The 19,550-nt window shown below is 63.6% G+C and carries 21 protein-coding genes; 14 read left to right on the forward strand and 7 right to left on the reverse strand.

The genetic code is table 11. From position 1 onward, the window contains the following. Nucleotides 1–37: 37 nt before the first annotated feature. From GN300_RS23080 to GN300_RS23090, 3 genes are read right to left on the reverse strand one after another with little or no spacing between them, the layout of a single operon-like run. Nucleotides 38–874, reverse strand: a complete 837-nt coding sequence (locus GN300_RS23080; RefSeq protein ID WP_063316566.1) for an AraC family transcriptional regulator — start codon at nucleotides 872–874, stop codon at nucleotides 38–40. Between the two features lie 55 nt (nucleotides 875–929). Beyond that, nucleotides 930–1,256, reverse strand: coding sequence for a multidrug efflux SMR transporter (locus GN300_RS23085; protein WP_003942819.1), 327 nt, complete (start codon nucleotides 1,254–1,256; stop codon nucleotides 930–932). Then, nucleotides 1,253–1,603: a multidrug efflux SMR transporter gene (locus GN300_RS23090; protein WP_003942817.1), complete on the reverse strand. Its 351-nt coding sequence runs from the start codon at nucleotides 1,601–1,603 to the stop codon at nucleotides 1,253–1,255. The genes GN300_RS23085 and GN300_RS23090 overlap by 4 nt, the downstream gene beginning before the upstream one ends. A 53-nt stretch (nucleotides 1,604–1,656) precedes the next feature. Here GN300_RS23090 and GN300_RS23095 point away from each other — a divergent pair, with 53 nt between their 5' ends. From GN300_RS23095 to GN300_RS23115, 5 genes are all read left to right on the forward strand, one after another. Beyond that, the gene (locus GN300_RS23095; protein WP_050656475.1) at nucleotides 1,657–2,376 is read left to right on the forward strand and encodes a transglutaminase domain-containing protein; all 720 of its coding nucleotides are present in this window, start codon (nucleotides 1,657–1,659) and stop codon (nucleotides 2,374–2,376) included. Between the two features lie 29 nt (nucleotides 2,377–2,405). Then, complete coding sequence (gene map, locus GN300_RS23100) at nucleotides 2,406–3,263, forward strand: type I methionyl aminopeptidase (RefSeq protein ID WP_007734970.1); 858 nt, start codon at nucleotides 2,406–2,408, stop codon at nucleotides 3,261–3,263. Between the two features lie 8 nt (nucleotides 3,264–3,271). Then, nucleotides 3,272–4,783, forward strand: a complete 1,512-nt coding sequence (locus tag GN300_RS23105) for a cobyric acid synthase (protein WP_003942774.1) — start codon at nucleotides 3,272–3,274, stop codon at nucleotides 4,781–4,783. A gap of 84 nt (nucleotides 4,784–4,867) precedes the next feature. Beyond that, nucleotides 4,868–5,437 carry an RNA polymerase sigma factor gene (locus tag GN300_RS23110; RefSeq protein WP_007734974.1) on the forward strand — a complete coding sequence of 190 codons (570 nt, stop codon included), beginning with the start codon at nucleotides 4,868–4,870 and terminating at the stop codon, nucleotides 5,435–5,437. 76 nt (nucleotides 5,438–5,513) lie between these two features. Then, on the forward strand, nucleotides 5,514–6,347 hold the full coding sequence (locus GN300_RS23115) for a GAF and ANTAR domain-containing protein (protein WP_058038647.1): 834 nt from the start codon (nucleotides 5,514–5,516) through the stop codon (nucleotides 6,345–6,347). Here the strand turns inward: GN300_RS23115 and GN300_RS23120 are convergent. Then, nucleotides 6,344–6,769, reverse strand: a complete 426-nt coding sequence (locus GN300_RS23120) for a DUF6069 family protein (protein ID WP_063316565.1) — start codon at nucleotides 6,767–6,769, stop codon at nucleotides 6,344–6,346. The two genes, GN300_RS23115 and GN300_RS23120, sit on opposite strands and share 4 nt — an antisense overlap. A gap of 88 nt (nucleotides 6,770–6,857) precedes the next feature. Next, nucleotides 6,858–7,727 (reverse strand): PhzF family phenazine biosynthesis protein, encoded by an 870-nt coding sequence (locus GN300_RS23125; protein WP_228232590.1) that lies wholly within the window; start codon nucleotides 7,725–7,727, stop codon nucleotides 6,858–6,860. Between the two features lie 121 nt (nucleotides 7,728–7,848). On the opposite strand from GN300_RS23125, the gene GN300_RS23130 reads away from it, so the two are divergent. Together GN300_RS23130 and GN300_RS23135 are read left to right on the forward strand one after the other, a co-directional pair. Beyond that, nucleotides 7,849–8,310 (forward strand): PPOX class F420-dependent oxidoreductase, encoded by a 462-nt coding sequence (locus tag GN300_RS23130; RefSeq protein ID WP_063316564.1) that lies wholly within the window; start codon nucleotides 7,849–7,851, stop codon nucleotides 8,308–8,310. Nucleotides 8,311–8,518: 208 nt separating this feature from the next. After that, nucleotides 8,519–9,064 (forward strand): alpha/beta fold hydrolase, encoded by a 546-nt coding sequence (locus tag GN300_RS23135; RefSeq protein ID WP_003942671.1) that lies wholly within the window; start codon nucleotides 8,519–8,521, stop codon nucleotides 9,062–9,064. Nucleotides 9,065–9,141: 77 nt separating this feature from the next. Here GN300_RS23135 and mtr read toward each other — a convergent pair whose 3' ends face one another. Together mtr and GN300_RS23145 are read right to left on the reverse strand one after the other, a co-directional pair. Further along, nucleotides 9,142–10,518, reverse strand: a complete 1,377-nt coding sequence (gene mtr / locus GN300_RS23140) for a mycothione reductase (RefSeq protein ID WP_063316563.1) — start codon at nucleotides 10,516–10,518, stop codon at nucleotides 9,142–9,144. Next, nucleotides 10,515–11,564 carry an alpha/beta hydrolase gene (locus GN300_RS23145; protein WP_003942674.1) on the reverse strand — a complete coding sequence of 350 codons (1,050 nt, stop codon included), beginning with the start codon at nucleotides 11,562–11,564 and terminating at the stop codon, nucleotides 10,515–10,517. The genes mtr and GN300_RS23145 overlap by 4 nt, the downstream gene beginning before the upstream one ends. A gap of 146 nt (nucleotides 11,565–11,710) precedes the next feature. On the opposite strand from GN300_RS23145, the gene mqo reads away from it, so the two are divergent. From mqo to cobA, 7 genes are all read left to right on the forward strand, one after another. Continuing rightward, a complete protein-coding gene (mqo, locus tag GN300_RS23150; protein WP_003942820.1) occupies nucleotides 11,711–13,249 on the forward strand; it encodes a malate dehydrogenase (quinone) in 1,539 nt (512 codons plus the stop codon). 11 nt (nucleotides 13,250–13,260) lie between these two features. After that, complete coding sequence (locus GN300_RS23155) at nucleotides 13,261–13,737, forward strand: GNAT family N-acetyltransferase (RefSeq protein ID WP_003942808.1); 477 nt, start codon at nucleotides 13,261–13,263, stop codon at nucleotides 13,735–13,737. Nucleotides 13,738–13,961: 224 nt separating this feature from the next. Next, complete coding sequence (locus tag GN300_RS23160; protein ID WP_042925829.1) at nucleotides 13,962–15,923, forward strand: magnesium chelatase subunit D family protein; 1,962 nt, start codon at nucleotides 13,962–13,964, stop codon at nucleotides 15,921–15,923. 21 nt (nucleotides 15,924–15,944) lie between these two features. Further along, a complete protein-coding gene (gene cobO / locus GN300_RS23165; RefSeq protein ID WP_003942784.1) occupies nucleotides 15,945–16,559 on the forward strand; it encodes a cob(I)yrinic acid a,c-diamide adenosyltransferase in 615 nt (204 codons plus the stop codon). Then, complete coding sequence (locus GN300_RS23170; RefSeq protein WP_039973452.1) at nucleotides 16,553–17,929, forward strand: cobyrinate a,c-diamide synthase; 1,377 nt, start codon at nucleotides 16,553–16,555, stop codon at nucleotides 17,927–17,929. Before cobO ends, GN300_RS23170 begins: the two co-directional genes overlap by 7 nt. After that, nucleotides 17,913–18,326 carry a cobalamin biosynthesis protein gene (locus GN300_RS23175; RefSeq protein WP_063316562.1) on the forward strand — a complete coding sequence of 138 codons (414 nt, stop codon included), beginning with the start codon at nucleotides 17,913–17,915 and terminating at the stop codon, nucleotides 18,324–18,326. Before GN300_RS23170 ends, GN300_RS23175 begins: the two co-directional genes overlap by 17 nt. Then, a complete protein-coding gene (gene cobA, locus GN300_RS23180; RefSeq protein WP_047271356.1) occupies nucleotides 18,323–19,549 on the forward strand; it encodes a uroporphyrinogen-III C-methyltransferase in 1,227 nt (408 codons plus the stop codon). The genes GN300_RS23175 and cobA overlap by 4 nt, the downstream gene beginning before the upstream one ends. The last annotated feature ends 1 nt before the right edge of the window (nucleotide 19,550 follow it).

Raw genomic sequence — 19,550 nt, forward strand, 5'->3', positions numbered from 1 at the left:
AGGGGCCAGCCGATGTCGACAACAGGTCAGGCTCGAGTCAGTTGGCAGCGGCGAGCGCATTGCCGGGGGTGTAGCCGACCGTCTTGCGAAAAGCGGCGATGAAGGAACTCGACGTCCCGTAACCGACACGGCGGCTGACGGCGTTCACACTCATTCCGGTCCCGAGCATGCCGAGGGCCGTGCTCATACGAACCAGAGTGCGCCACTGCGCAAAGCTCAAGGCGAGTTCCGCGGCAAAAATCCGGGTGACCGTACGTCGGCTGAGATTGAGAACGTGAGCCCACTGATCGAGTGATCGATCGTCGGCGGGATCCGACAGCACTTTGTCGACGAGCATCCGTAGCCGCGGATCTCGGGGGATCGGTACGTCGAAGTGAGGTGCCGATGCCGGGGTGAGGAGATCGACACAAACCTGCTGTGCCCGAAGGCGTTGTTCTGCAGGCATTCCGGTGTGGGCGAGGTGTATCAGCAGTGCCCGGGCTGCCTCACTCAGTGTCACGATGCACGGTTCGTTCCAGGCGGGAGTCCACAGCTCGGGGGTGAAGAGCGTGGCGCGGAATGCGACGTGGGGATTTGCCTGACCTTCGTGGAGGACCCCGCGGGGGATCCACAGGCCGACGCCAGGCGTGACGGTCCAGAGTTGATTGTCGATGATCATGTTGACGACACCGCGGTCGGACCAGATCAGTTCGTGCTCGACGTGAGCGTGCTCTGGCCACCGGGTGATGTGGTCGGTCTCGACGATGTAAGTCGTGAGTTGGAACGGCGCCGGGACGGCGCGCGCCATCGGAGTGTGGCGGTCGGATTCCCGTAAGTGGGAATCGTCGTCCAGCTGTGGACCGTCGGCGATTTCACGAAGGGCAGGGATCAGCACCGTGGACTACCTCCAGAGCAAAGTTAGGTAAACCTTACACTGATGTGTGCAGCGATCAGTGACTCGCACCGAGTTCGATGAGAAGCACGCCTGCCGCGATGAGGCCGATCCCGACCATCATGAGCCTGGTCAGCGGTTCGCGAAAGAGAATGCGGGATGCGATTGCCGTCAACGCCACTCCACATGCGGTCCAGATTCCGTATGCGACGCCGATGGTGAGGCCCGCGTCGAGCGCGAGGGTCAGGAAGGCGAAAGCGGCGAGATACCCCACGGTGACAACCGCGAGCCATCGTTTGTCGCTGCCGTCCTGCGACGCCATCCGTAGTGACAACGTCGCGGTGACCTCGGAAATAATTGCAGCGATCAGAAATACGAAGGTCATGCTGGGTCCGCCGGCCCGCTGTCGGCGGCAGCCTGAGAGCCGAGTTCGACGCACAGCACTCCGCCGATGACCAGTGCAATCCCGACGCCCATGGTGGCCGTCAGAGGATCTCCGAAAAGGGCCGTTGCGAATACTGCGGTCAGGACAACTCCGGTTGCGCCCCAGATTCCGTATGCAACACCGAGTCCCATGCCCTCCCGCAGGACGAACGACAAGGCGGTGAATGCTGCGAGATATCCGCCGACGACCACGATGTACCAAGCCGGGTGATCGAGGGCGGCGCGCAACGACAGCGTCGCAGACACCTCGGTGAGGATCGCGGTGATCAACAACAGCCATTTCTTCACGGTTGGGATTCTGTCAGGCTCCACCGATTCCGGTCGCGCACTACGGTCGAGACATGACGTGCGTACTGCTCGGTGGAATCCGCAAAGGTGACATCCGCCACGACGCGTCGGTTGGCGATGTGGCCGCAACTCCGATCCTCGACTGGGGCCACGACGACGTGGCCCGCCTCTACGAGGACATTGCAGAAGGTGCGATCCAGTCGGCGCAGGAGTTCCTGGTGTCGGCGCATCGCAGCGTCGCTGCAAATATTCGGCCGGTGTACGGCCTCGACGACCGGCAACCCGTCTCGGTGACATTGAGTCGAGAGCGCGGATCCTGCAGTCAGAGACTGGCTATCGTCGAAGCGTTGGCTCGCCGCCGAGGTATCGCCACCCGAGTATGCGGTCTCGTACTACGCGGGGAATTCTGGTACCCGAGATTTCGGCGTCTACATGCGGTGATTCCGAAGTCAGTGCTGCTGGCGTGGCCGGAATTTCTGGTCGACGGACGCTGGCAGGACATCTCCGAGATCGTTTCACCTGCGGTGGTCTCAGCGCTCGAACCGTTCACGAACACCGGCGAGGAGACACTGTTCGACGCGATCGGACGCGCTCCGATCAGTTGGGGCAAGTCTGTTTCGTGTGATTGCTTGGACTTCTCCGAATTCGTCGACCGCGATCTGGGCACCTTCGAATCTCGCGATGTGCTCTTCGAGGAATTCGGACAGACGATGTCGACCCCCGTCAGAATTCTCGTCGACCCGGTTTTTCGGAACTGGAGTGCATCCGGCTGACGCGCGACGCGAGGTCTAGGCTGTTCTGCATGTCTGTGCGTACCCCATTGGTCCCTGGAACCGTCTCTCCCGTCCTCGCTGTGCCCTCGAAGATCGAGCGGCCCGAGTACGCGTGGAAGCCGACCGCCAAAGAGGGCAACGAGCCCTGGGTTCAGACGCCGGAAACGATCGAGGCGATGCGCATCGCCAGCAAGATCGCTGCAGGCGCGCTGCAGGAAGCCGGCAAGGCTGTCGCTCCCGGTGTCACGACCGACGAACTCGACCGCATCGCACACGAGTTCATGCTCGACCACGGTGCATACCCGTCGACGTTGGGCTACAAGAGCTTTCCCAAGTCGTGCTGCACGTCTCTCAACGAGGTGATCTGCCACGGAATCCCCGACTCGACTGTGATCCAGGACGGCGACATCGTCAATATCGACGTCACCGCGTACATCAATGGGGTACACGGCGACACCAATGCGACATTCCTCGCCGGTGACGTGTCCGAAGAGAACCGCTTGCTCGTCGAGCGCACACACGAGGCAACGATGCGGGCCATCAAAGCCGTCAAGCCCGGCCGCGCGCTCAACGTGATCGGACGTGTCATCGAGTCCTACGCCCATCGGTTCGGGTACGGCGTCGTCCGGGACTTCACCGGACACGGAATCGGCGAGACCTTCCACAACGGCCTCGTGATCCTGCACTACGACGAGCCCGCGGTCGAGACGATCATCGAACCGGGCATGGTCTTCACGATCGAACCGATGATCAACCTCGGTGGTATCGACTACGAGATCTGGGAGGACGGTTGGACCGTCGTCACCAAGGACCGTAAGTGGACGGCGCAGTTCGAGCACACCTTGGTGGTCACCGAGACCGGTGCAGAGATTCTCACCCTGCCTTGAGTTCGGAGATGCGCGGCGCTCTGCTGGTAGCCGGCACGACTTCCGACGCAGGCAAGAGCGTTCTGGTGGCCGGATTGTGTCGCATGTTGGCGCGTCGAGGCGTCCGAGTGGCGCCGTTCAAGGCGCAGAACATGTCGAACAACTCCGTGGTCACGCTGGACGGCGGAGAGATCGGCCGTGCGCAGGCACTTCAGGCGCGGGCATGCGGTCTGGAGCCGAGTGTTCGATTCAATCCCGTGCTGCTCAAGCCTGGAAGTGACCGCACTTCGCAACTGGTCGTTCGGGGCAAGGCGATGACCACAGTGGGTGCTCGCGACTACATGCAGCATCGGCAGTGGCTTCGCGCCGTCGTGGCCGAAGATCTCGAATCGCTTCGATCCGAGTTCGACGTCGTGATCTGTGAAGGCGCCGGTTCACCGGCCGAAATCAACTTGCGCGCAACGGATCTTGCCAACATGGGATTGGCTGAGGCTGCGCGGATTCCGGTCGTCGTCGTCGGTGACATCGATCGCGGCGGCGTCCTGGCCCATCTGTTCGGGACCGTTGCTGTGCTCTCGCCGAGCGACCAGGCATTGATCGCGGGATTTGTGATCAACAAATTCCGCGGTGACGTTGCACTGTTGGAACCCGGACTGGAACAACTGCGCAGCCTCACCGGTCGACCCACTCTCGGAGTGATCCCGTTTGCCGACGATCTTTGGCTCGACGCCGAGGATTCGCTTGGCGTCACCGGCAATGCCCCGGTAGGGCGCCCTGGCCCACCCGTCGGTTCGGCCTGGCTCACCGTTGCTGCGGTTCGGCTCCCGCGCATCTCCAACTCCACGGACGTCGAGGCACTGGCATGTGAACCGGGCGTGGCAGTTTCGTGGGTGACCGATCCGTCGCGGATTCGCGACGCGGACCTCGTGGTGATCCCCGGTAGTAAGTCCACCGTGAGTGACCTCGAGTGGTTGCGAAGTACCGGCCTGGCCGACGAGATCGTCGCGCGAGCAGGTCGCGGGCAAGCAGTCCTGGGAATCTGCGGCGGTTACCAGATGCTGGGTAATTCCATCGTCGACGACGTCGAATCAGGATCAGGGACCACCGCGGGACTGGGTCTGCTGGACCTCGATGTCGAGTTCGCTCCGGACAAGGTGCTGGCGCAGATGACCGGTACGGCAGACGGTATCTCGGTGTCCGGGTACGAGATTCATCACGGACGCGTCGTGCGCAACGGGGACCACCCATTGCTGGCGGACTCGAGCGGTATGCCGGAAGGCAGTGTGCGAGGGCCTGTTCGAGGGACACACTGGCACGGTCTCCTGGAAAGTGACGACTTTCGGCGCAGCCTGCTGCGTGAGCTCGCGGTTCCCGGTTTTGTTGCTGCACCCGACACCGCGGTTGCCGCGGTGCGAGAACAACAACTCGACCTTCTCGCTGATCTCGTCGAGCAGCACCTCGATCAGGATCTACTCGAGAAACTGATCAACGGTGGGGCGCCTATCGGGCTCCCCGTCATTGCTTCCGCACTCGAAGCCTGAGAGCGCTCCCGCGGGTGTCGACGTGGACGCGGTAGAATAGCCAGGCCTCACTCCCGCGACGGCTCCCTAGTAGGAGTGTGCGCGGTGACAGATCAATTCGACGGCTTGCTGACCGACTTCAGTGACGAGGTGCTGGTCGACTCGGCAATGCTCGGCGATCACGCGGCCTTCGACGTCATCGTCCGCCGATACGGCCCGCACTTGTATCGATTTGCCCGTCGACTGCTCGCGAGCGAGAGTGACGTCGACGACATCGTCCAGGAAACCTGCGTCGCTGCGTGGCGCCAACTTCCGGGGTTTCAGCGGCGCTCGAGCACCAAGACCTGGTTGTTCGCGATCTGTTCTCGCAAGATCTCGGATTTCTATCGAAAAGTCGGCTCCTGCGCCGCCGATATGGACGAACTCCGGGAAGAAGCTGATCCCCGTTTGCGTGATCCGAGCGAAGAAGTCTGCGGCACAGCATTTCTCGACGCCCTGGAATCCGAACTCGATCGCCTGCCACTGCGTCAGCGTGCTGCCTGGGTCTTGCGAGAAGTGGAGGGCATGACGTATCCACAGATCGCTGTTGTCCTGGAACTGAGTCCGGACGCGGTTCGTGGCCAGCACACTCGGGCGAGGCGGAATCTCGGTGTCGCACTCGATCGATGGCGATGACGACTCGGCGGTTTGCCGGGGTCTGTCACCGAACTCACTCTCCTTGGTGCCCGTGAAACTGGAAGAATGCTTCGTCGTGGATACCGCTTTCGACCCCAGAGGCTTCGACCCGAGAACCGAGGATTCGGTGCCGTCGGTACTGCCGGACGATGCGACGGCAACGGGTGCTGACGTCGCCGTCGAGGCTGCGGAAACTCGGCTGACGGCACGTGCGGTCAGAGAGTTGCTGGCAGCGCTCGGGGGAAGTATCGGCGACGAGGACGAACTCGTGGTTCTCCTCCAACGCGCCGTCGAAATCGCGAACGACGCCATCGACGGCGCCGACAGCATCGGCGTCACCATCGATCTTGCCGGGCAGACCTACACCGCCGTTCACACCGATTCGCGGACCCTGCGCGTCGACATCGAGCAATACGACGCCGGCGACGGACCATGTCTGCACGCGGCTCGAACCGGTGAAACCGTAGTCGTTGATGCCGAGACCAGCGCAGATCGCTGGCCGCGGTTCGCGGCGGCCGCGAAGGACGAAGGGATCAAGTCCTTTCTCGCGGCGCCGCTCTTCACGCCGGATCAGCGACTCGGTTCGTTCAACTTGTACGGACGTGCCCCAGCGGCCTTCGACAGCGTCGACGCGGAAGTCATGGAGATTCTCACGACAACAGTCTCACGCGCGATCGGAGACTTCTCCCGTTTCAAATCTGCCAAGGCCGTAGCTGACGCCCTGCAACGCGCGCTCGAGACTCGGGCGCCGATCGAACAGGCCAAAGGCATGCTGATGGCCATCCATCGGATCGACGCCGACACCGCATTTCACATGCTGCGCAGGCAGTCTCAGACCACGAACACCAAGTTGCGTGACGTGGCAGCCGAGATCGTCGAGACGTATTCCGCGCCGCCTACCGCGGTCTAGTTCGACGGAGACCGACGTACGGCCTCGAGCGCGACGACCACGCTCGCGGCGACAACCACGTGCATCAGCGCGAGCGTGACCGTGCTGGCGGCGTCGAAGTCCGCGGCAATCGTCAGGGCGATGGTGCCGAGCGCAAACACTGCACCCACGACCTGAGCGATGCGGATGATCGGCTCCCACTTCAGTGCGATCAACATTGCGAGCGACAAACCGACCAGCAACGGCACTACCGTAAGTGTGATGACCCCGCCGGGAGCTACGCTCGCCACCTTTCCCTGATCTGTCATCTCGAACGATCCGCCCGATGCCAGGCCGATCAACCACAGGATCAGGTTGGCGACGAGGGCCATGACCGTGGCCCCGAGTACGGCACGCGGCTTGGTGAGGTGGAGGTTGTGTGCGGTTGAAGCGATTGTAGACATGATGTTCTCCCGGCTCGATGCGATGCTCTTGTGACGTCGCTCTGGTGAATAGACCCGCCGGCGGGGAGAAACTCATCGCTGAGGTTGACTATTGCCCGTCGACGACGGGCACTGCGGTGCCGGTGACCGAGATACCGCCGTCGACCGGGATGTCGACTTCGAGCACACTGGGACGCCCGACGTGTCGGCCCTGGTGGATGGTGATCCGCCGCGGAGTGGCCGCGGGTTCGAGTTTGCGCAGGTAACCGCCGGTCGATGCCGCTGCGGACCCGGTTGCGGGATCCTCGACGATGTTTCCCACCGGAAACAGATTTCGGGCTTCGAAGGTGTTGTCGTCGAGGGGATGCAGGATCGTCACCGTGCCGGCCCACCCCTGCGCGTCCATCAGAATTCGCATTGCGGATGGATCGAAGGTGAACTCGTCGAATGTCGACTGATCACGAAGTACGACGATCGGGTGAGTGTTGCCGGCGTACGAAAGCATTGCGGGATACCGCGCGTCGAGCGCAGACGAATCGACGCCGATGAGCCCGAGCAGCGCTGTCAGCACGGCGTGATCGATCGGCGAGACCGACGGTTCGACGCTGGTGAAGGTCGCGGTGGACCTTCCGTCCTCGTCGGTCGCCGTGTCGATGGATACCGGTCCGATCGGTGTTTCGAATGTGAAGGTTCCCTCACCGTCTCGCTCGGTGAGAGCGATGGCCGTCGCAATAGTGGCATGACCGCAGAACGGTACTTCGGCGATAGGGGAGAAGTACCGGATCCGGCTGTGGCGCGGGTTGCCTCCGAGCACCGGTTCGATGAGGAACGCCGTCTCGGCATACCCGACTTCGGCTGCAACAGATTGTAATTCGGAGTCGTCGAGTCCACGCGCGTCGAGCACTACGCCGGCCGGATTACCGCCGGCCGGATCCGAACTGAACGCAGTCAGCCGGAGGATGTCGCGAGAAGTTGCCATGTCGACCATCTTTGTCCGCTGTCGTCCATCGAGGGAAGAGTGATCGCGCGATTGCGGTCCGCGATCTTCGAACTGGACTGCCTCCGGAACAAACCGGCCGCACGGCGTCGTTGGTGCAGACATGAGCAATGACACAGACACCGACGACGCGTTGTTCGCACTCGTGGCCGAGGGAAAACAAGGTGTGCTGGCAACCGTCAAGCGTGACGGCCGCCCACAGTTGTCCAACATCATTTACCGCTGGGATGACGAGTCGAAGACGGCTTCCGTGTCCGTCACGGCCGATCGCGCCAAGAGTAAAAATGCGATCCGCGATCCGCGGGTTTCCCTTCACGTCAGCGCGCCCGACTTCTGGAGCTACGCCGTGATCGAAGGACTTGCTGTGGTGACACCCGCAGCGGCCGATCCTCACGACGAAGTGTCGGACGCCCTGGTCGAGCTGTACCGGGACATCAGCGGCCAGGAGCATCCCGATTGGGAGGAGTACCGCGAAGCGATGGTGGCAGAGCGTCGACAGATCCTCACGGTGCGCGCTGATCACGTCTACGGAATGACGAGGCTCCCCAAACCGTCCGGTACCTAGAGCCGCGCCCCACTGGAGTTCGGCCCACCCCCACTTCGAGCGAACGGTACGTCCGTCGCCTCAGATGCGCCGAAAGCCACTTTCGCTCCGAGTGGAGGCGGTGCAGAGCGAACAATTCGGGCTCGTAGCGGCGCGTGAATGTATGAGTGGTCATACTTCTGTCGACTCCAGGGTCCTCCGCTGTGTGGATCGCGTACCGTTTCCAGACATGGAATTGACTCGAGTAGCGGTGGGCAGTGGTTCGTGCACCGTTCGGATCGACGGGCCGGTCAGCAAGCATGCGGTACTCCTGCTTCCCGGCAAGGGCGACCCCGTCGACTTGTACGACGATGTGTGTGAGCGACTGCACCATTCGGATCTGCGGACCGTCGCGGTGGAATCGATCGAGAATCTCGACGAGACCTCGGCAGTGGTACTTCTGGACGAGTTGAACATCGCCTGGGTGAACCTGGTCGGTCACCGGGAGGGCGCCGATCTCGCGTGGCTGTTGGCTGCACGTCAGTTCGGCCGCTTCGCGAGTTTGATCGCCGTGGACCGTGGACATCCGTCGGCCAGCGATATTGCCGGCGTACCGCCGGTCGAGGTTCCGACCACCGTAGTCGTGGGCAGTGGAGGTCGGGCCATCGCCGACGCCAGCGGTCGTTTCGTGTACTCCGACTTCCGCGTGACGGAACTTCCGGGTGTCGACGACGTCGTCAAGTCGGCACCGGCCGAACTCGCAACCGAGATCGTGCTGCGTACCAGCCCCTGGTGAAACTCTGACCTACGAAAAGGCGGGCATTCCCATTGCGAGGAGTGCCCGCCTTTTCGGCGTCATAAGGGCTGCGGGGCTCAGATGTCGAGGCCGAGCAGCGCGTTCTCGACCACTTCGGCCAAGGCCGGGTGGATCCAGTACTGGCCGCGCGCCATGTCCTGAGCTGACAAACCGAAGCTCATCGCCTGAATGAGCGGCTGGATCACCGTCGGAGCCTGCGTACCCATGACGTGGGCACCGAGAATGCGTCCGGTGCCGCGCTCGGCGATCACCTTGCAGATGCCCTCCTGATCCTCCATCGCCCAGCCGTAAGCGACGTCGCCGTAAGCCTGCACCTTGACCGTGATGTCGAGTCCGGCGTCGCGAGCCTGCTTCTCCGTCATTCCGACGTCGGCGATCTGCGGGTCGGTGAACACGGCTGCCGGTACGAAGCGGTGATCGGTGCTGCGAAGCCCGGACGTGTCCTTCCACGCGTCCTGGAGCAGGTTGTGTTGAACAACGCGCGCTTCATGGTTGGCGACGTGCTTGAGCTGGTACGGCGAGGAGACGTCACCGAGTGCGAAGACGCCCTCTGCGGTGGTGCGTTGGTACTCGTCGACCACGATCGAGCCCTTGTCGTCGAGTTCGACGCCGGCCTTGTCGAGACCGAGTAGGTCACCGTTCGGCTGACGACCGACCGCGACGAGGAGAACGTCACCGGAAACGACTGTGCCGTTTGCCAGTTCGACGGCGATGTTGTCGCCGTCGCCGCGTACCGACGTGAGGGGGGAGCCCAGATGGACGTCCCACTTCTGTTCGGCCAACTCGGTGAAGCGCTCGGAGATCTCGTCGTCGAGGTGCCGCAGCAGTCGCTGGCTGCGACCGATGATCGACACGCGAGAACCCAACGCGGAGAACACGTGTGCGAACTCGGTGGCAATGAATCCTGAGCCGACGATCACGAGGTGCTCGGGAAGTTCGGGCAGTCGCATGATGTCTTCGTTGGTGTAGTACTTCACACCGCTCGACGCGATCTCTTCCGGGATGATCGGACGCGAACCGGCAGCGATGACCACCTGATCGGCGGTGATCGTCTCGCCGGTTCCGGTGTCGATCGTCTTCTCGCCGGTGAACGTTGCGTGGCCGCGGTAAACGGTGGTGTTGGGGCTGTCTTCGCTGCGATACCGCTCGCCACCTGCAGAAATGGGATCGATGCGGCCGAAGACGCGCTTGACGATGTCGGACCAACGAACGCCGTCGAGCGTGGCGTCGACGCCGTACTTCTCGGCAGTGGTGACGGTGCGTGCCACCTCGGCGGCGTAGACGAACATCTTGGTCGGGATACACCCGACATTGAGGCACGTTCCGCCGAAGGTGCCCTCTTCGAGGATTGCGATCTTCTTGCCGTCGAACCGCTCGTCTGGCAGCGAGTTTCCGGATCCGCTGCCGATGATTGCAAGGTCGTAGTGCGTCACTGCGCGATCTCCTGTGTGTTGCTTGCTGTGCTTGCCGAACTTTCTGCGGCCGGCGTGAGGTGGCCGTCGAGCCACTCCAACCACAGGTCGAGTTCGGAAAAGGCTGTGGCCAAGGGCTTCTCGGTCGAAAGGAACACGTCGTGACGGGCGCCGTCGATCGGGACGATGGTGGTGCGATCGCCGAGGCAACCGGCCCAACGTGCGATCTGCTTGACGTCGAGCACGGAATCGGCGAGGTCGACGCTCGGGTTGTACGCCTTCGCGAACTGCGACTTCTTCGAGCGCAGAATCAGCGCGGGCACTCCGATGTCTAGGCCGCGGTGAAGTTTTGCGTGACCCGCTCGGACGGCCCGCATCCAGCCGAAGGTAACGGGGCAGCCTGCCAGTGGCTTCCAGTCGAGGTTGTAATCCCAGACGCCGTTGGCCGAAACATGAAGACTGGAACCGTAAGTCGGTAGCCCAGTTCCCGGGATCACCGTCTTCGCCGATACCCGTCCGAGCGCATCGATCGCCGTAGTACCGACGTTGCGCACCACTGAGGGACCCTGAAGGTCGAACCAGGGGCTGTTGAGTACCAGCCCGCAGATTCCGGCGCCGTCGCTGCCACCGGGCTTGCGCTGCAAACGGTTCAGCCAGAGCGGAACGATCAGACCGCCGGTGGAGTGCGCCATGAGCAGCACCTCGCTGCCCTCGGTCTCGCTGCGGACGATGCGCAGCGCTTCGTTCAGTTCGGCGTCGTAGAGCGCAAGGTCGGAGACGTAATGAGCTGTGTGCCCCGGTTTGAGGGAGCGGCCGCACTTACGCAGGTCGAGTGCGAAGAAGGCGTAACCCTGCTCGGCAAAGTGCTCGGCGAGGTGCTTCTGGAAGAAGTAATCGGTGAAGCCGTGCACGTACAAAACGGCACGGTGTGTCTTCACCGCCTCCTTCTGCGGTTGGTAGCGGACCAGTGTTGCGTCCACCTCGCCTTCGCCGTCCGGATCCGTTCCGAGCGGGATCGTCAGCTGCTGATATCCGTCACCGAGGACGTCTGGAACCCAAGTAGTCACAAATCACAATCTAATCGTCGTTTCGAGTGCGCGTTGTAGAGCACAATTGGGGGTGGTGAACCGCGCGTGTACGCACGGGTAACCTATTCGGCGTAACACAGCAGGCGGATGCGCGCACGGCTAATGACAAGGAAGTCGATTCTCCAGTGTCGAATCAGAACGCGGTAGAGACGAAGACGGATGTAGTGCTCGTGGGCGCAGGCATCATGAGCGCCACGCTGGGTGCATTGCTGCGCCAGCTGCAGCCCGATTGGTCGATCTCGACCTTCGAGCGGCTCGATGCCGTCGCAGCCGAGAGCAGCGACCCCTGGAACAACGCGGGAACCGGTCACTCAGCCCTGTGTGAGCTCAATTACACACCTGAGAACTCGGACGGCACGGTCGACATCAAGAAGGCCGTCAACGTCAACGAGCAGTTCCAGGTGTCACGCCAGTTCTGGGCACACGCGGTAGAGCAGGGCGTCCTGACACAGCCCAAGGAATTCATCAACCCCATCGCGCACGTGAGCTTCGTTCACGGTGAGGCCAACGCCAAGTACCTCCGTGCTCGTTACGACGCACTTGCCGGCCACACGCTCTTCCGCGGTATGGAGTACATCGACGATCCGGCCGAGTTCAGCAAGCGTTTGCCGCTCATGGCCAAGGGACGCGACTTCTCCGATCCCATCGCCCTGAACTGGAGCCAGGACGGCACCGACGTCGATTTCGGAGCGCTCACCAAGCAGCTCATCGGCTACATCGGCAAGACCGGCGGCAAGATGTACTTCGGCCACGAGGTCACCAACCTGACCCAGAACTCGGACAAGTCCTGGACCGTCAAGGTCACCAACCGTCGCACCGGTGAAAAGCGCACCGTTCGCTCGCGCTTCGTGTTCGTCGGTGCCGGTGGCGGCGCCCTGCACCTGCTGCAGAAGTCGGGCATCAAGGAAGCCAAGGGCTTCGGTGGCTTCCCGGTCAGCGGTGCCTTCCTGCGATGCACCAACCCCGAACTCATCGACCAGCACAGCGCCAAGGTCTACGGCAAGGCTGCCGTCGGCGCCCCGCCCATGTCGGTGCCTCACCTGGACACCCGTGTCATCGGCAACAAGCCGGGTCTGCTGTTCGGTCCCTACGCTGGTTGGTCGCCGAAGTTCCTCAAGCAGGGTCGCGTCACGGACCTGCCCGGCTCGGTCAAGCCGAACAACATCCTCTCGATGCTCGGTGTCGGTGTCAGCGAGCTCGGCCTGGTCAAGTACCTGGTCAGCGAGCTTGCCAAGAACGAAGCCGGTCGCATCTGGGATCTGCGTGAGTTCGCGCCCAAGGCGCAGGCCCAGGACTGGGAACTCATCACCGCGGGCCAGCGCGTCCAGGTGATCCGCCGTGCCAAGGGCAAGGGTGGTGTCCTCGAATTCGGTACCGCTGTGGTCGCCGCTGAGGACGGTTCCATCGCCGGCCTGCTCGGTGCTTCGCCCGGTGCGTCCACGGCCGTCCCGGCGATGCTGGACGTACTCGAGCGCTGCTTCCCGACCGAGTTCCAGGGTTGGAAGGGCAAGCTCCGCGAGATGGTTCCGTCCATCGGCGTCAAGCTCACCGACAACGAAGGCCTGTTCAACCAGGTCTGGGATTGGTCCTCGAAGGTTCTCGAGCTCGATTCCGCCGGTGCTTCCGAATCGGCTCCGGTCGCGGATACCGCCGCGACTGTGTGATAGTCCAACCCATGACGGCAACAGCAGCTTTGAAGCGTTCATGGGCACTCGATCTCGACAACAAGACGTTCTACGAGTTGTTGAAGCTTCGAGTGGAGGTCTTTGTCGTCGAGCAGGCTTGCCCGTATCCCGAGTTGGACGGGCGGGACCTGCTGACGGAAACACGCCACTTCTGGCTCGAGCAGGACGGCCAGGTGGTGTGCACGCTCCGGCTGCTCGAAGAGCACGACGACGGAAACAAGAGCTTCCGAATCGGACGCCTGTGCACGTCGCGTCAAGCTCGCGGCCAGGGCCACACGACCCGCCTCCTGCAGGCCGCACTGGCCGAGGTCGGCGAAGCGCCGTGTCGGATCAACGCCCAGACCTACCTGGTCGAGATGTACGCCAAGCACGGATTCAAGGCTGACGGCGAAGAGTTCATCGAAGACGGCATCCCGCACACCCCGATGCGTCGAGGTGGGGGAGAGCCTTTCGTGGCCGTCAGCTAGTTTGTCGGAGAATTGACCCTGGTCGGCTCGTGGGAAAGCGAGCCGACTAGGGTTTTTTCGATACCGAATGTTCGCGGGGAAGTCCTGTTCGATCCAGGCGCGGTCCCGCCACTGTGAAAGATCTCTCCTCTACCGATAAACCGGGAGATCTCAGCCAGGTTGCCGCGACATTCGAGTGCAGCCAAATTCTCGGCGAGGAAACCGAGAGGTGGAGGGATATCGACGTGCGAAGTGAAGAAGATCGACCAGTGGCGGGCTTCCCGTTCAGTGCTGTGGTCGGCCAGGATCAATTGCGATTGGCGCTGATCCTGTGTGCGGTGCATCCAGGGATCGGTGGGGTCCTGGTCCGCGGTGAGAAGGGAACTGCCAAGTCGACGGTCGTGCGCGCGCTGACTGCGCTGCTGCCCGCGGTCGACGACGCCGGAACGACACGACCGGCCCGCTTGGTCGAACTGCCCGTGGGCGCCACCGAAGACCGGGTGATCGGTTCGATCGACCTGGAGAAGGTTCTGCGTGACGGTGAGCGCGCATTCCAACCTGGACTGCTCGCCGCCGCTCACCAGGGTGTTCTGTACGTCGACGAGGTGAATCTGCTTCACGACCACCTGGTCGACGTGCTTCTCGACGCCGCGGCGATGGGTCGGGTTCACATCGAGCGTGACGGCATCTCCCATTCGCATCCGGCCAAGTTCGTACTCGTCGGCACGATGAATCCCGAAGAGGGAGAACTGCGTCCGCAACTTCTGGACCGTTTCGGTCTGGCTGTCGACGTCGCCGCGTCCCGCGACGTCGACATTCGCATGGAAGTGGTGCGTCGCCGACTCGACTACGAGCGTGACCCCGAGGCATTTGTCGCTCGGTACGTATCCGCCGATGAGGAGTTGGCGTCCGAAATCCTCACGGCGCGTGAGAAATTGGACTCGGTCGAGCTGAGTAACCGCGAACTGCGCCGTATCGCCTCGCTGTGTGCGTCGTTCGACGTCGACGGTATGCGCGCGGACTTGGTGCTGGCGCGCACCGCGACGGCCCACGCTGCCTGGCGCGGCGACAGTGAAGTCACTGCGGAGGACGTACGAGTAGCGGCGGAACTGACGCTGCCGCATCGCCGCCGCCGCGATCCGTTCGACGAGCCCGGCTTGGATCAGCAGCAGTTGGACGATGCGCTCGAGCAGGCTGATCAGGATGCTCAGTCGCAGGTAGAGGACGACGCGCGCGACGGAGAGCCCGAACCTCCCGAAAATCACGAAGACCGTGGCCCGGAAGATGGCGGCTCCGATGACGGCGGTCCCGGACACGAAGGGCCGGACGACGACGGGCCTGACGACGACGGCCCGGACGACCCTGACGGACCTGGTGGGGGAGTACGCGCCACCGATCGCCCCTCGGCTCCACCGGCCGGCGAATTCAAGGCCAAGCTCCTCGAAGTTCCGGGAGTCGGTGAAGGTGCACCGGGACGACGCTCGCGGTCCATGTCGTCCCGTGGACGAGTTGTGCGGTCCACGCGGGAGCGTGGGCACGGATTGCATCTGACGAGCACGGTCTTTGCCGCAGCCGAGTCTCAAGTTGCCCGTGGTCGCACTGCTGGACGGTTGCGGCTGGCACCCGCTGATCTCCGCGGCGCGATACGTGAAGGGCGAGAAGGCAATCTGATCGTCTTCGTTGTCGACGCGTCGGGGTCGATGGCAGCACGCGACCGCCTCTCCGCGGTCACCGGTGCGGTTGTCTCGTTGCTCCGCGACGCCTATCAGCGCCGCGACAAGGTCGCCGTCATCACCGTCCGTGGTCGTGAAGCGGAGCTCGTACTGCCGCCGACATCTTCGGTGGACATCGCTGTCCGTCGCTTGCAGTCGATGCGTACCGGCGGCAAATCCCCACTCGCAGAGGGATTCCTGCGTGCTCGCGAAGTGGTTCTGCGTGAACGACTTCGTGACCCGCAGCGTCGCGCCCTCGTCGTCACACTCACCGACGGCCGGGCTACCGGCGGCAAGGACGCGCTGCACCGCGCCCGCGTCGCCGCGCATCTTCTCGCCGACGCGTCCGTCGCGTCCATCGTCGTCGACTGCGAGACCGGCCTCGTGCGTCTGGGGCTGGCGGCCGAGTTGGCGCGAGAACTACGTGGCGGATACGTCCGCCTCGCCGAATTGTCAGCGCAGCAGGTCGCGGGTGTCGTCCGCGCCGCAGCCTAGATCCCAGCTCAGGAGTTCACGATGCCCAAGGGTGTTCCCGAGACAGTTCCCGACGACGGTCTGACCACGCGTCAGCGTCGTAACGCGCCGGTACTTGCCGTGCACACCGGCCCGGGAAAGGGTAAGTCCACCGCCGCTTTCGGCATGGCGCTGCGTGCCTGGAATCAGGGGTTCGACATCGGCGTGTTCCAGTTCGTGAAGAGTGCCAAGTGGAAGGTCGGAGAGGAAGCCGCGTTCCGCGCGCTCGGAAACCTGCACGACGAAACCGGCGTCGGTGGGCCGGTGCAGTGGCACAAGATGGGCGAAGGTTGGTCATGGACACGCAAGGCCGGTAGCGAGGAAGATCATGCTGCTGCCGCTGCGGAGGGTTGGCAGGAGATCGCGAGAAGGCTTGCGAGCGAGGAACATCGATTCTATGTCCTCGACGAGTTCACCTATCCGCTCAAGTGGGGCTGGGTCGACGTCGACGAGGTCGTGCAGACACTGCGCGATCGTCCGGGCAACCAGCACGTTGTCATCACGGGACGCGACGCCCCGCAGGCGTTGATCGACGCCGCCGACCTCGTGACCGAGATGACCAAGATCAAGCACCCGATGGATGCCGGCCGAAAGGGCCAACGGGGCATCGAATGGTAAGTCCTTCCACTCCGGCCGTGGTGATCGCTGCTCCTGCCTCGGGTAGCGGAAAGACTACGGTGGCAACGGGATTGATCGGCGCGCTGCGACGGTCCGGTAGCAGCGTTGCACCCTTCAAGGTGGGGCCGGACTACATCGACCCGGGTTATCACGGACTCGCGGCAGGGCGGCCCGGACGCAACCTCGACACTGTTCTGGTGGGCCCGGATCGCATCGGACCGCTCTACCGGCATGGAACCGCTGGTTGCGACATCGCCGTGGTCGAAGGCGTCATGGGTCTGTTCGACGGGAAGATCGACGAGGCAAACTCGCAGCCGTCGGCGGAGGGATCGACGGCGCAGGTCGCGTCGATCCTCGGTTCGCCGGTAGTCCTCGTGATCGACGCCCGTGGGCACAGTCAGAGTCTGGCCGCCGTACTCCACGGCTTCGCGACCTACGACGCAGGTGTGCGCATCGGCGGCGTCATTCTCAATCGCGTCGGGAGCGCTCGTCACGAGCAGGTGTTGCGTCATGCGTGCGACAAGGTCGGCGTCGCAGTGCTCGGAGTTGTGCCACGGTTGACGGAACTCGAAGTTCCCTCCCGGCACCTCGGCCTGATTCCGGCGGCCGAGCACGGCGCCGCCGCTGTGGCCGCAGTGGACGCGATGTCCGATTTGATTGCCTCGCACGTCGATCTGGGTGCTGTTCGCGCACTGGCCGCCTCGAACGTGAGTGCAGCTGCATGGGATCCGGTTGCCGAGGTCGGCGCACACGCAGAGTCTCGGCCTGTGGTTGCCATGGCGGGTGGCCCGGCCTTCACCTTCGGCTATGCCGAGCACCGGGAGCTGTTGACTGCCGCCGGCGCGGACGTGCAGGTGTTCGACCCGTTGCGGGACGAGCTTCCTGCGGGAACTGCCGCTTTGGTCCTTCCCGGTGGCTTCCCGGAAGAACACGCGGTAGACCTTGCGGCCAATACCGTACTGCTGCAGCAGGTTCGCGATCTGGCGGACGGCGGTGCACCGATCCACGCCGAGTGTGCCGGTCTGCTCTACCTCGCTCGCAGCTTGGACGGTCACAGCATGGCCGGTGTGGTCGGAGTGGATGCGACGTTCGGGAAACGCCTGACCCTCGGGTACCGCGAAGCAGTGGCGATCAGCGACTCCAGCCTCTTCGACGCAGGCTCCCGCGTCACCGGTCACGAGTTCCACCGAACGTCTCTCGTCTCGGCAGACGCGGACGGTTGCGGAAGTGCGTGGGGGTGGCGGCCCTGGGACGGCGGCAGTGTCCGCGAAGGGTTTGTTCGCGGCGGCGTCCACGCGTCGTATCTCCACACTCATCCGGTGGGGCAGCCCGAATCGATCGCGAAGTTCGTCGATGCCGCACGGGGATGACCTCTGTATCGGCGTGGGATTCACGACGAGTGTCACCGCGAAGGACATCGTCGCTGCGGTGAAGGCTGTGCTCGCGGCGCAAGGGAAGATCGTGGTACTCGCCACTGTGGCGGCAAAAGCTGAGTCTTCGGCTCTTCTGACAGCGGCCCATGAACTGAACGTCCCGATTGTGAGTTTCGCCCCGGACGTACTTGCGCGAGTTCAAGTTCCGTCACCATCGCCTCGCGTCGAGAACGCCGTCGGAACGGCAAGCGTCGCGGAAGCGGCTGCGATCCTCGCGTCCGGGGGCGGCCGACTTGTGCTGGCCAAGACTGCCAGGGATGGAGTGACCGTGGCCGCGGCCCGTAAAGTTCCCTCCAGCTTGACCAATTCTGACAACGAAACGGAGTGCGAGTGAGCGAGTCCACCGCAGACGAGACCAACTACCTGGTCGGCCTCAACCTGACCGATCGACGCGTGGTCGTGTTCGGTGGCGGCACTGTGGCTCAGCGCCGACTCGGACTGCTGGTCGCCTCTGGTGCCCGCGTTCACGTCATCAGTCGCGCGTTCACTCCAGCCGTCGAAGGTATGGCCACTGCCGGTCAGATCACGGTCGAAGAGCGCCCGTACGCCGACGGCGACCTCGAAGGTGCGTGGTACGCCATCGCCTCGACCGACGAGCCGGAAACCAATGCGGCGATCGTCGCCGAAGCGGAGCGTCGCCACATCTTCTGCGTGCGCGCCGACAACGCGAAGCACGGCACCGCCGTCACTCCCGCCAGCGCCGAGTACGACGGTATGAGCATCGGAATTCTGGCGGGCGGCGATCACCGTCGTTCGGCAGCAGTCCGCACCGCCGTCGTCGAAGGTCTTCAGTCGGGCGTGCTCGCCGATACGGCCGAGCCTGCCGCTGCGGGTGTTGCTCTCGTCGGTGGTGGCCCCGGTGATCCCGATCTGATCACCGTGCGCGGACGCCGTTTGCTCGCCCGCGCCGACGTCGTCGTGGCCGACCGATTGGCTCCGCCGGAGTTGCTCGCCGAACTGGGTCCGGACGTAGAGGTGATCGACGCCGCGAAGATCCCGTACGGCCGTGCCATGGCTCAGGAGGCCATCAACGCCGCGCTGATCGACAACGCGAAGGCAGGCAAGTTCGTGGTCCGCCTCAAGGGCGGGGACCCGTACGTCTTCGGACGGGGATACGAAGAACTCGAAGCGTGTGCCGCTGCCGGCGTTCCGGTGACCGTAGTGCCCGGAATCACGAGCGCGATCTCGGTCCCGTCGGCCGCAGGCATCCCGGTCACCCACCGCGGCGTCACCCACGAGTTCGTCGTCGTCAGTGGGCACGTGGCTCCGGATCATCCGGATTCGCTGGTCGACTGGTCGGCGCTGGCCAAGTTGCGCGGCACGATCGTGCTGCTCATGGCGGTCGAGCGCATCGATCAGTTCGCGAAGGCACTCGTCGACGGTGGACGCCCGTCAACCACGCCGGTCACCGTGATCCAAGAGGGCACTCTGCGCACCCAGCGTGAACTTCGGGCCGATCTGGCGACCGTTGCTCAGCGCGTCAAGGACGAGGAGATCAAGCCTCCGGCGATCATCGTGATCGGGCCGGTCGCGGGCTTTTCCGTCGACGCTGGGTAAC

Origin of the sequence: Rhodococcus sp. Ni2 (assembly GCF_021352185.1) — a bacterium.
GTDB classification, from domain to species: Bacteria; Actinomycetota; Actinomycetes; order Mycobacteriales; family Mycobacteriaceae; genus Rhodococcus_F; species Rhodococcus_F qingshengii.

What these genes read in the sequence shown, in the direction of transcription:
- GN300_RS23125 (WP_228232590.1), bottom strand. Translation starts at nt 7,727, where the DNA reads ATGGCAACTTCTCGCGACATCCTCCGGCTGACTGCGTTCAGTTCGGAT.
- GN300_RS23135 (WP_003942671.1), top strand. Translation starts at nt 8,519, where the DNA reads ATGGAATTGACTCGAGTAGCGGTGGGCAGTGGTTCGTGCACCGTTCGG.
- GN300_RS23085 (WP_003942819.1), bottom strand. Translation starts at nt 1,256, where the DNA reads ATGACCTTCGTATTTCTGATCGCTGCAATTATTTCCGAGGTCACCGCG.
- GN300_RS23130 (WP_063316564.1), top strand. Translation starts at nt 7,849, where the DNA reads ATGAGCAATGACACAGACACCGACGACGCGTTGTTCGCACTCGTGGCC.
- map (WP_007734970.1), top strand. Translation starts at nt 2,406, where the DNA reads ATGTCTGTGCGTACCCCATTGGTCCCTGGAACCGTCTCTCCCGTCCTC.
- GN300_RS23095 (WP_050656475.1), top strand. Translation starts at nt 1,657, where the DNA reads ATGACGTGCGTACTGCTCGGTGGAATCCGCAAAGGTGACATCCGCCAC.
- GN300_RS23105 (WP_003942774.1), top strand. Translation starts at nt 3,272, where the DNA reads ATGCGCGGCGCTCTGCTGGTAGCCGGCACGACTTCCGACGCAGGCAAG.
- cobO (WP_003942784.1), top strand. Translation starts at nt 15,945, where the DNA reads ATGCCCAAGGGTGTTCCCGAGACAGTTCCCGACGACGGTCTGACCACG.
- GN300_RS23155 (WP_003942808.1), top strand. Translation starts at nt 13,261, where the DNA reads ATGACGGCAACAGCAGCTTTGAAGCGTTCATGGGCACTCGATCTCGAC.
- GN300_RS23170 (WP_039973452.1), top strand. Translation starts at nt 16,553, where the DNA reads ATGGTAAGTCCTTCCACTCCGGCCGTGGTGATCGCTGCTCCTGCCTCG.
- GN300_RS23120 (WP_063316565.1), bottom strand. Translation starts at nt 6,769, where the DNA reads ATGTCTACAATCGCTTCAACCGCACACAACCTCCACCTCACCAAGCCG.
- GN300_RS23175 (WP_063316562.1), top strand. Translation starts at nt 17,913, where the DNA reads ATGCCGCACGGGGATGACCTCTGTATCGGCGTGGGATTCACGACGAGT.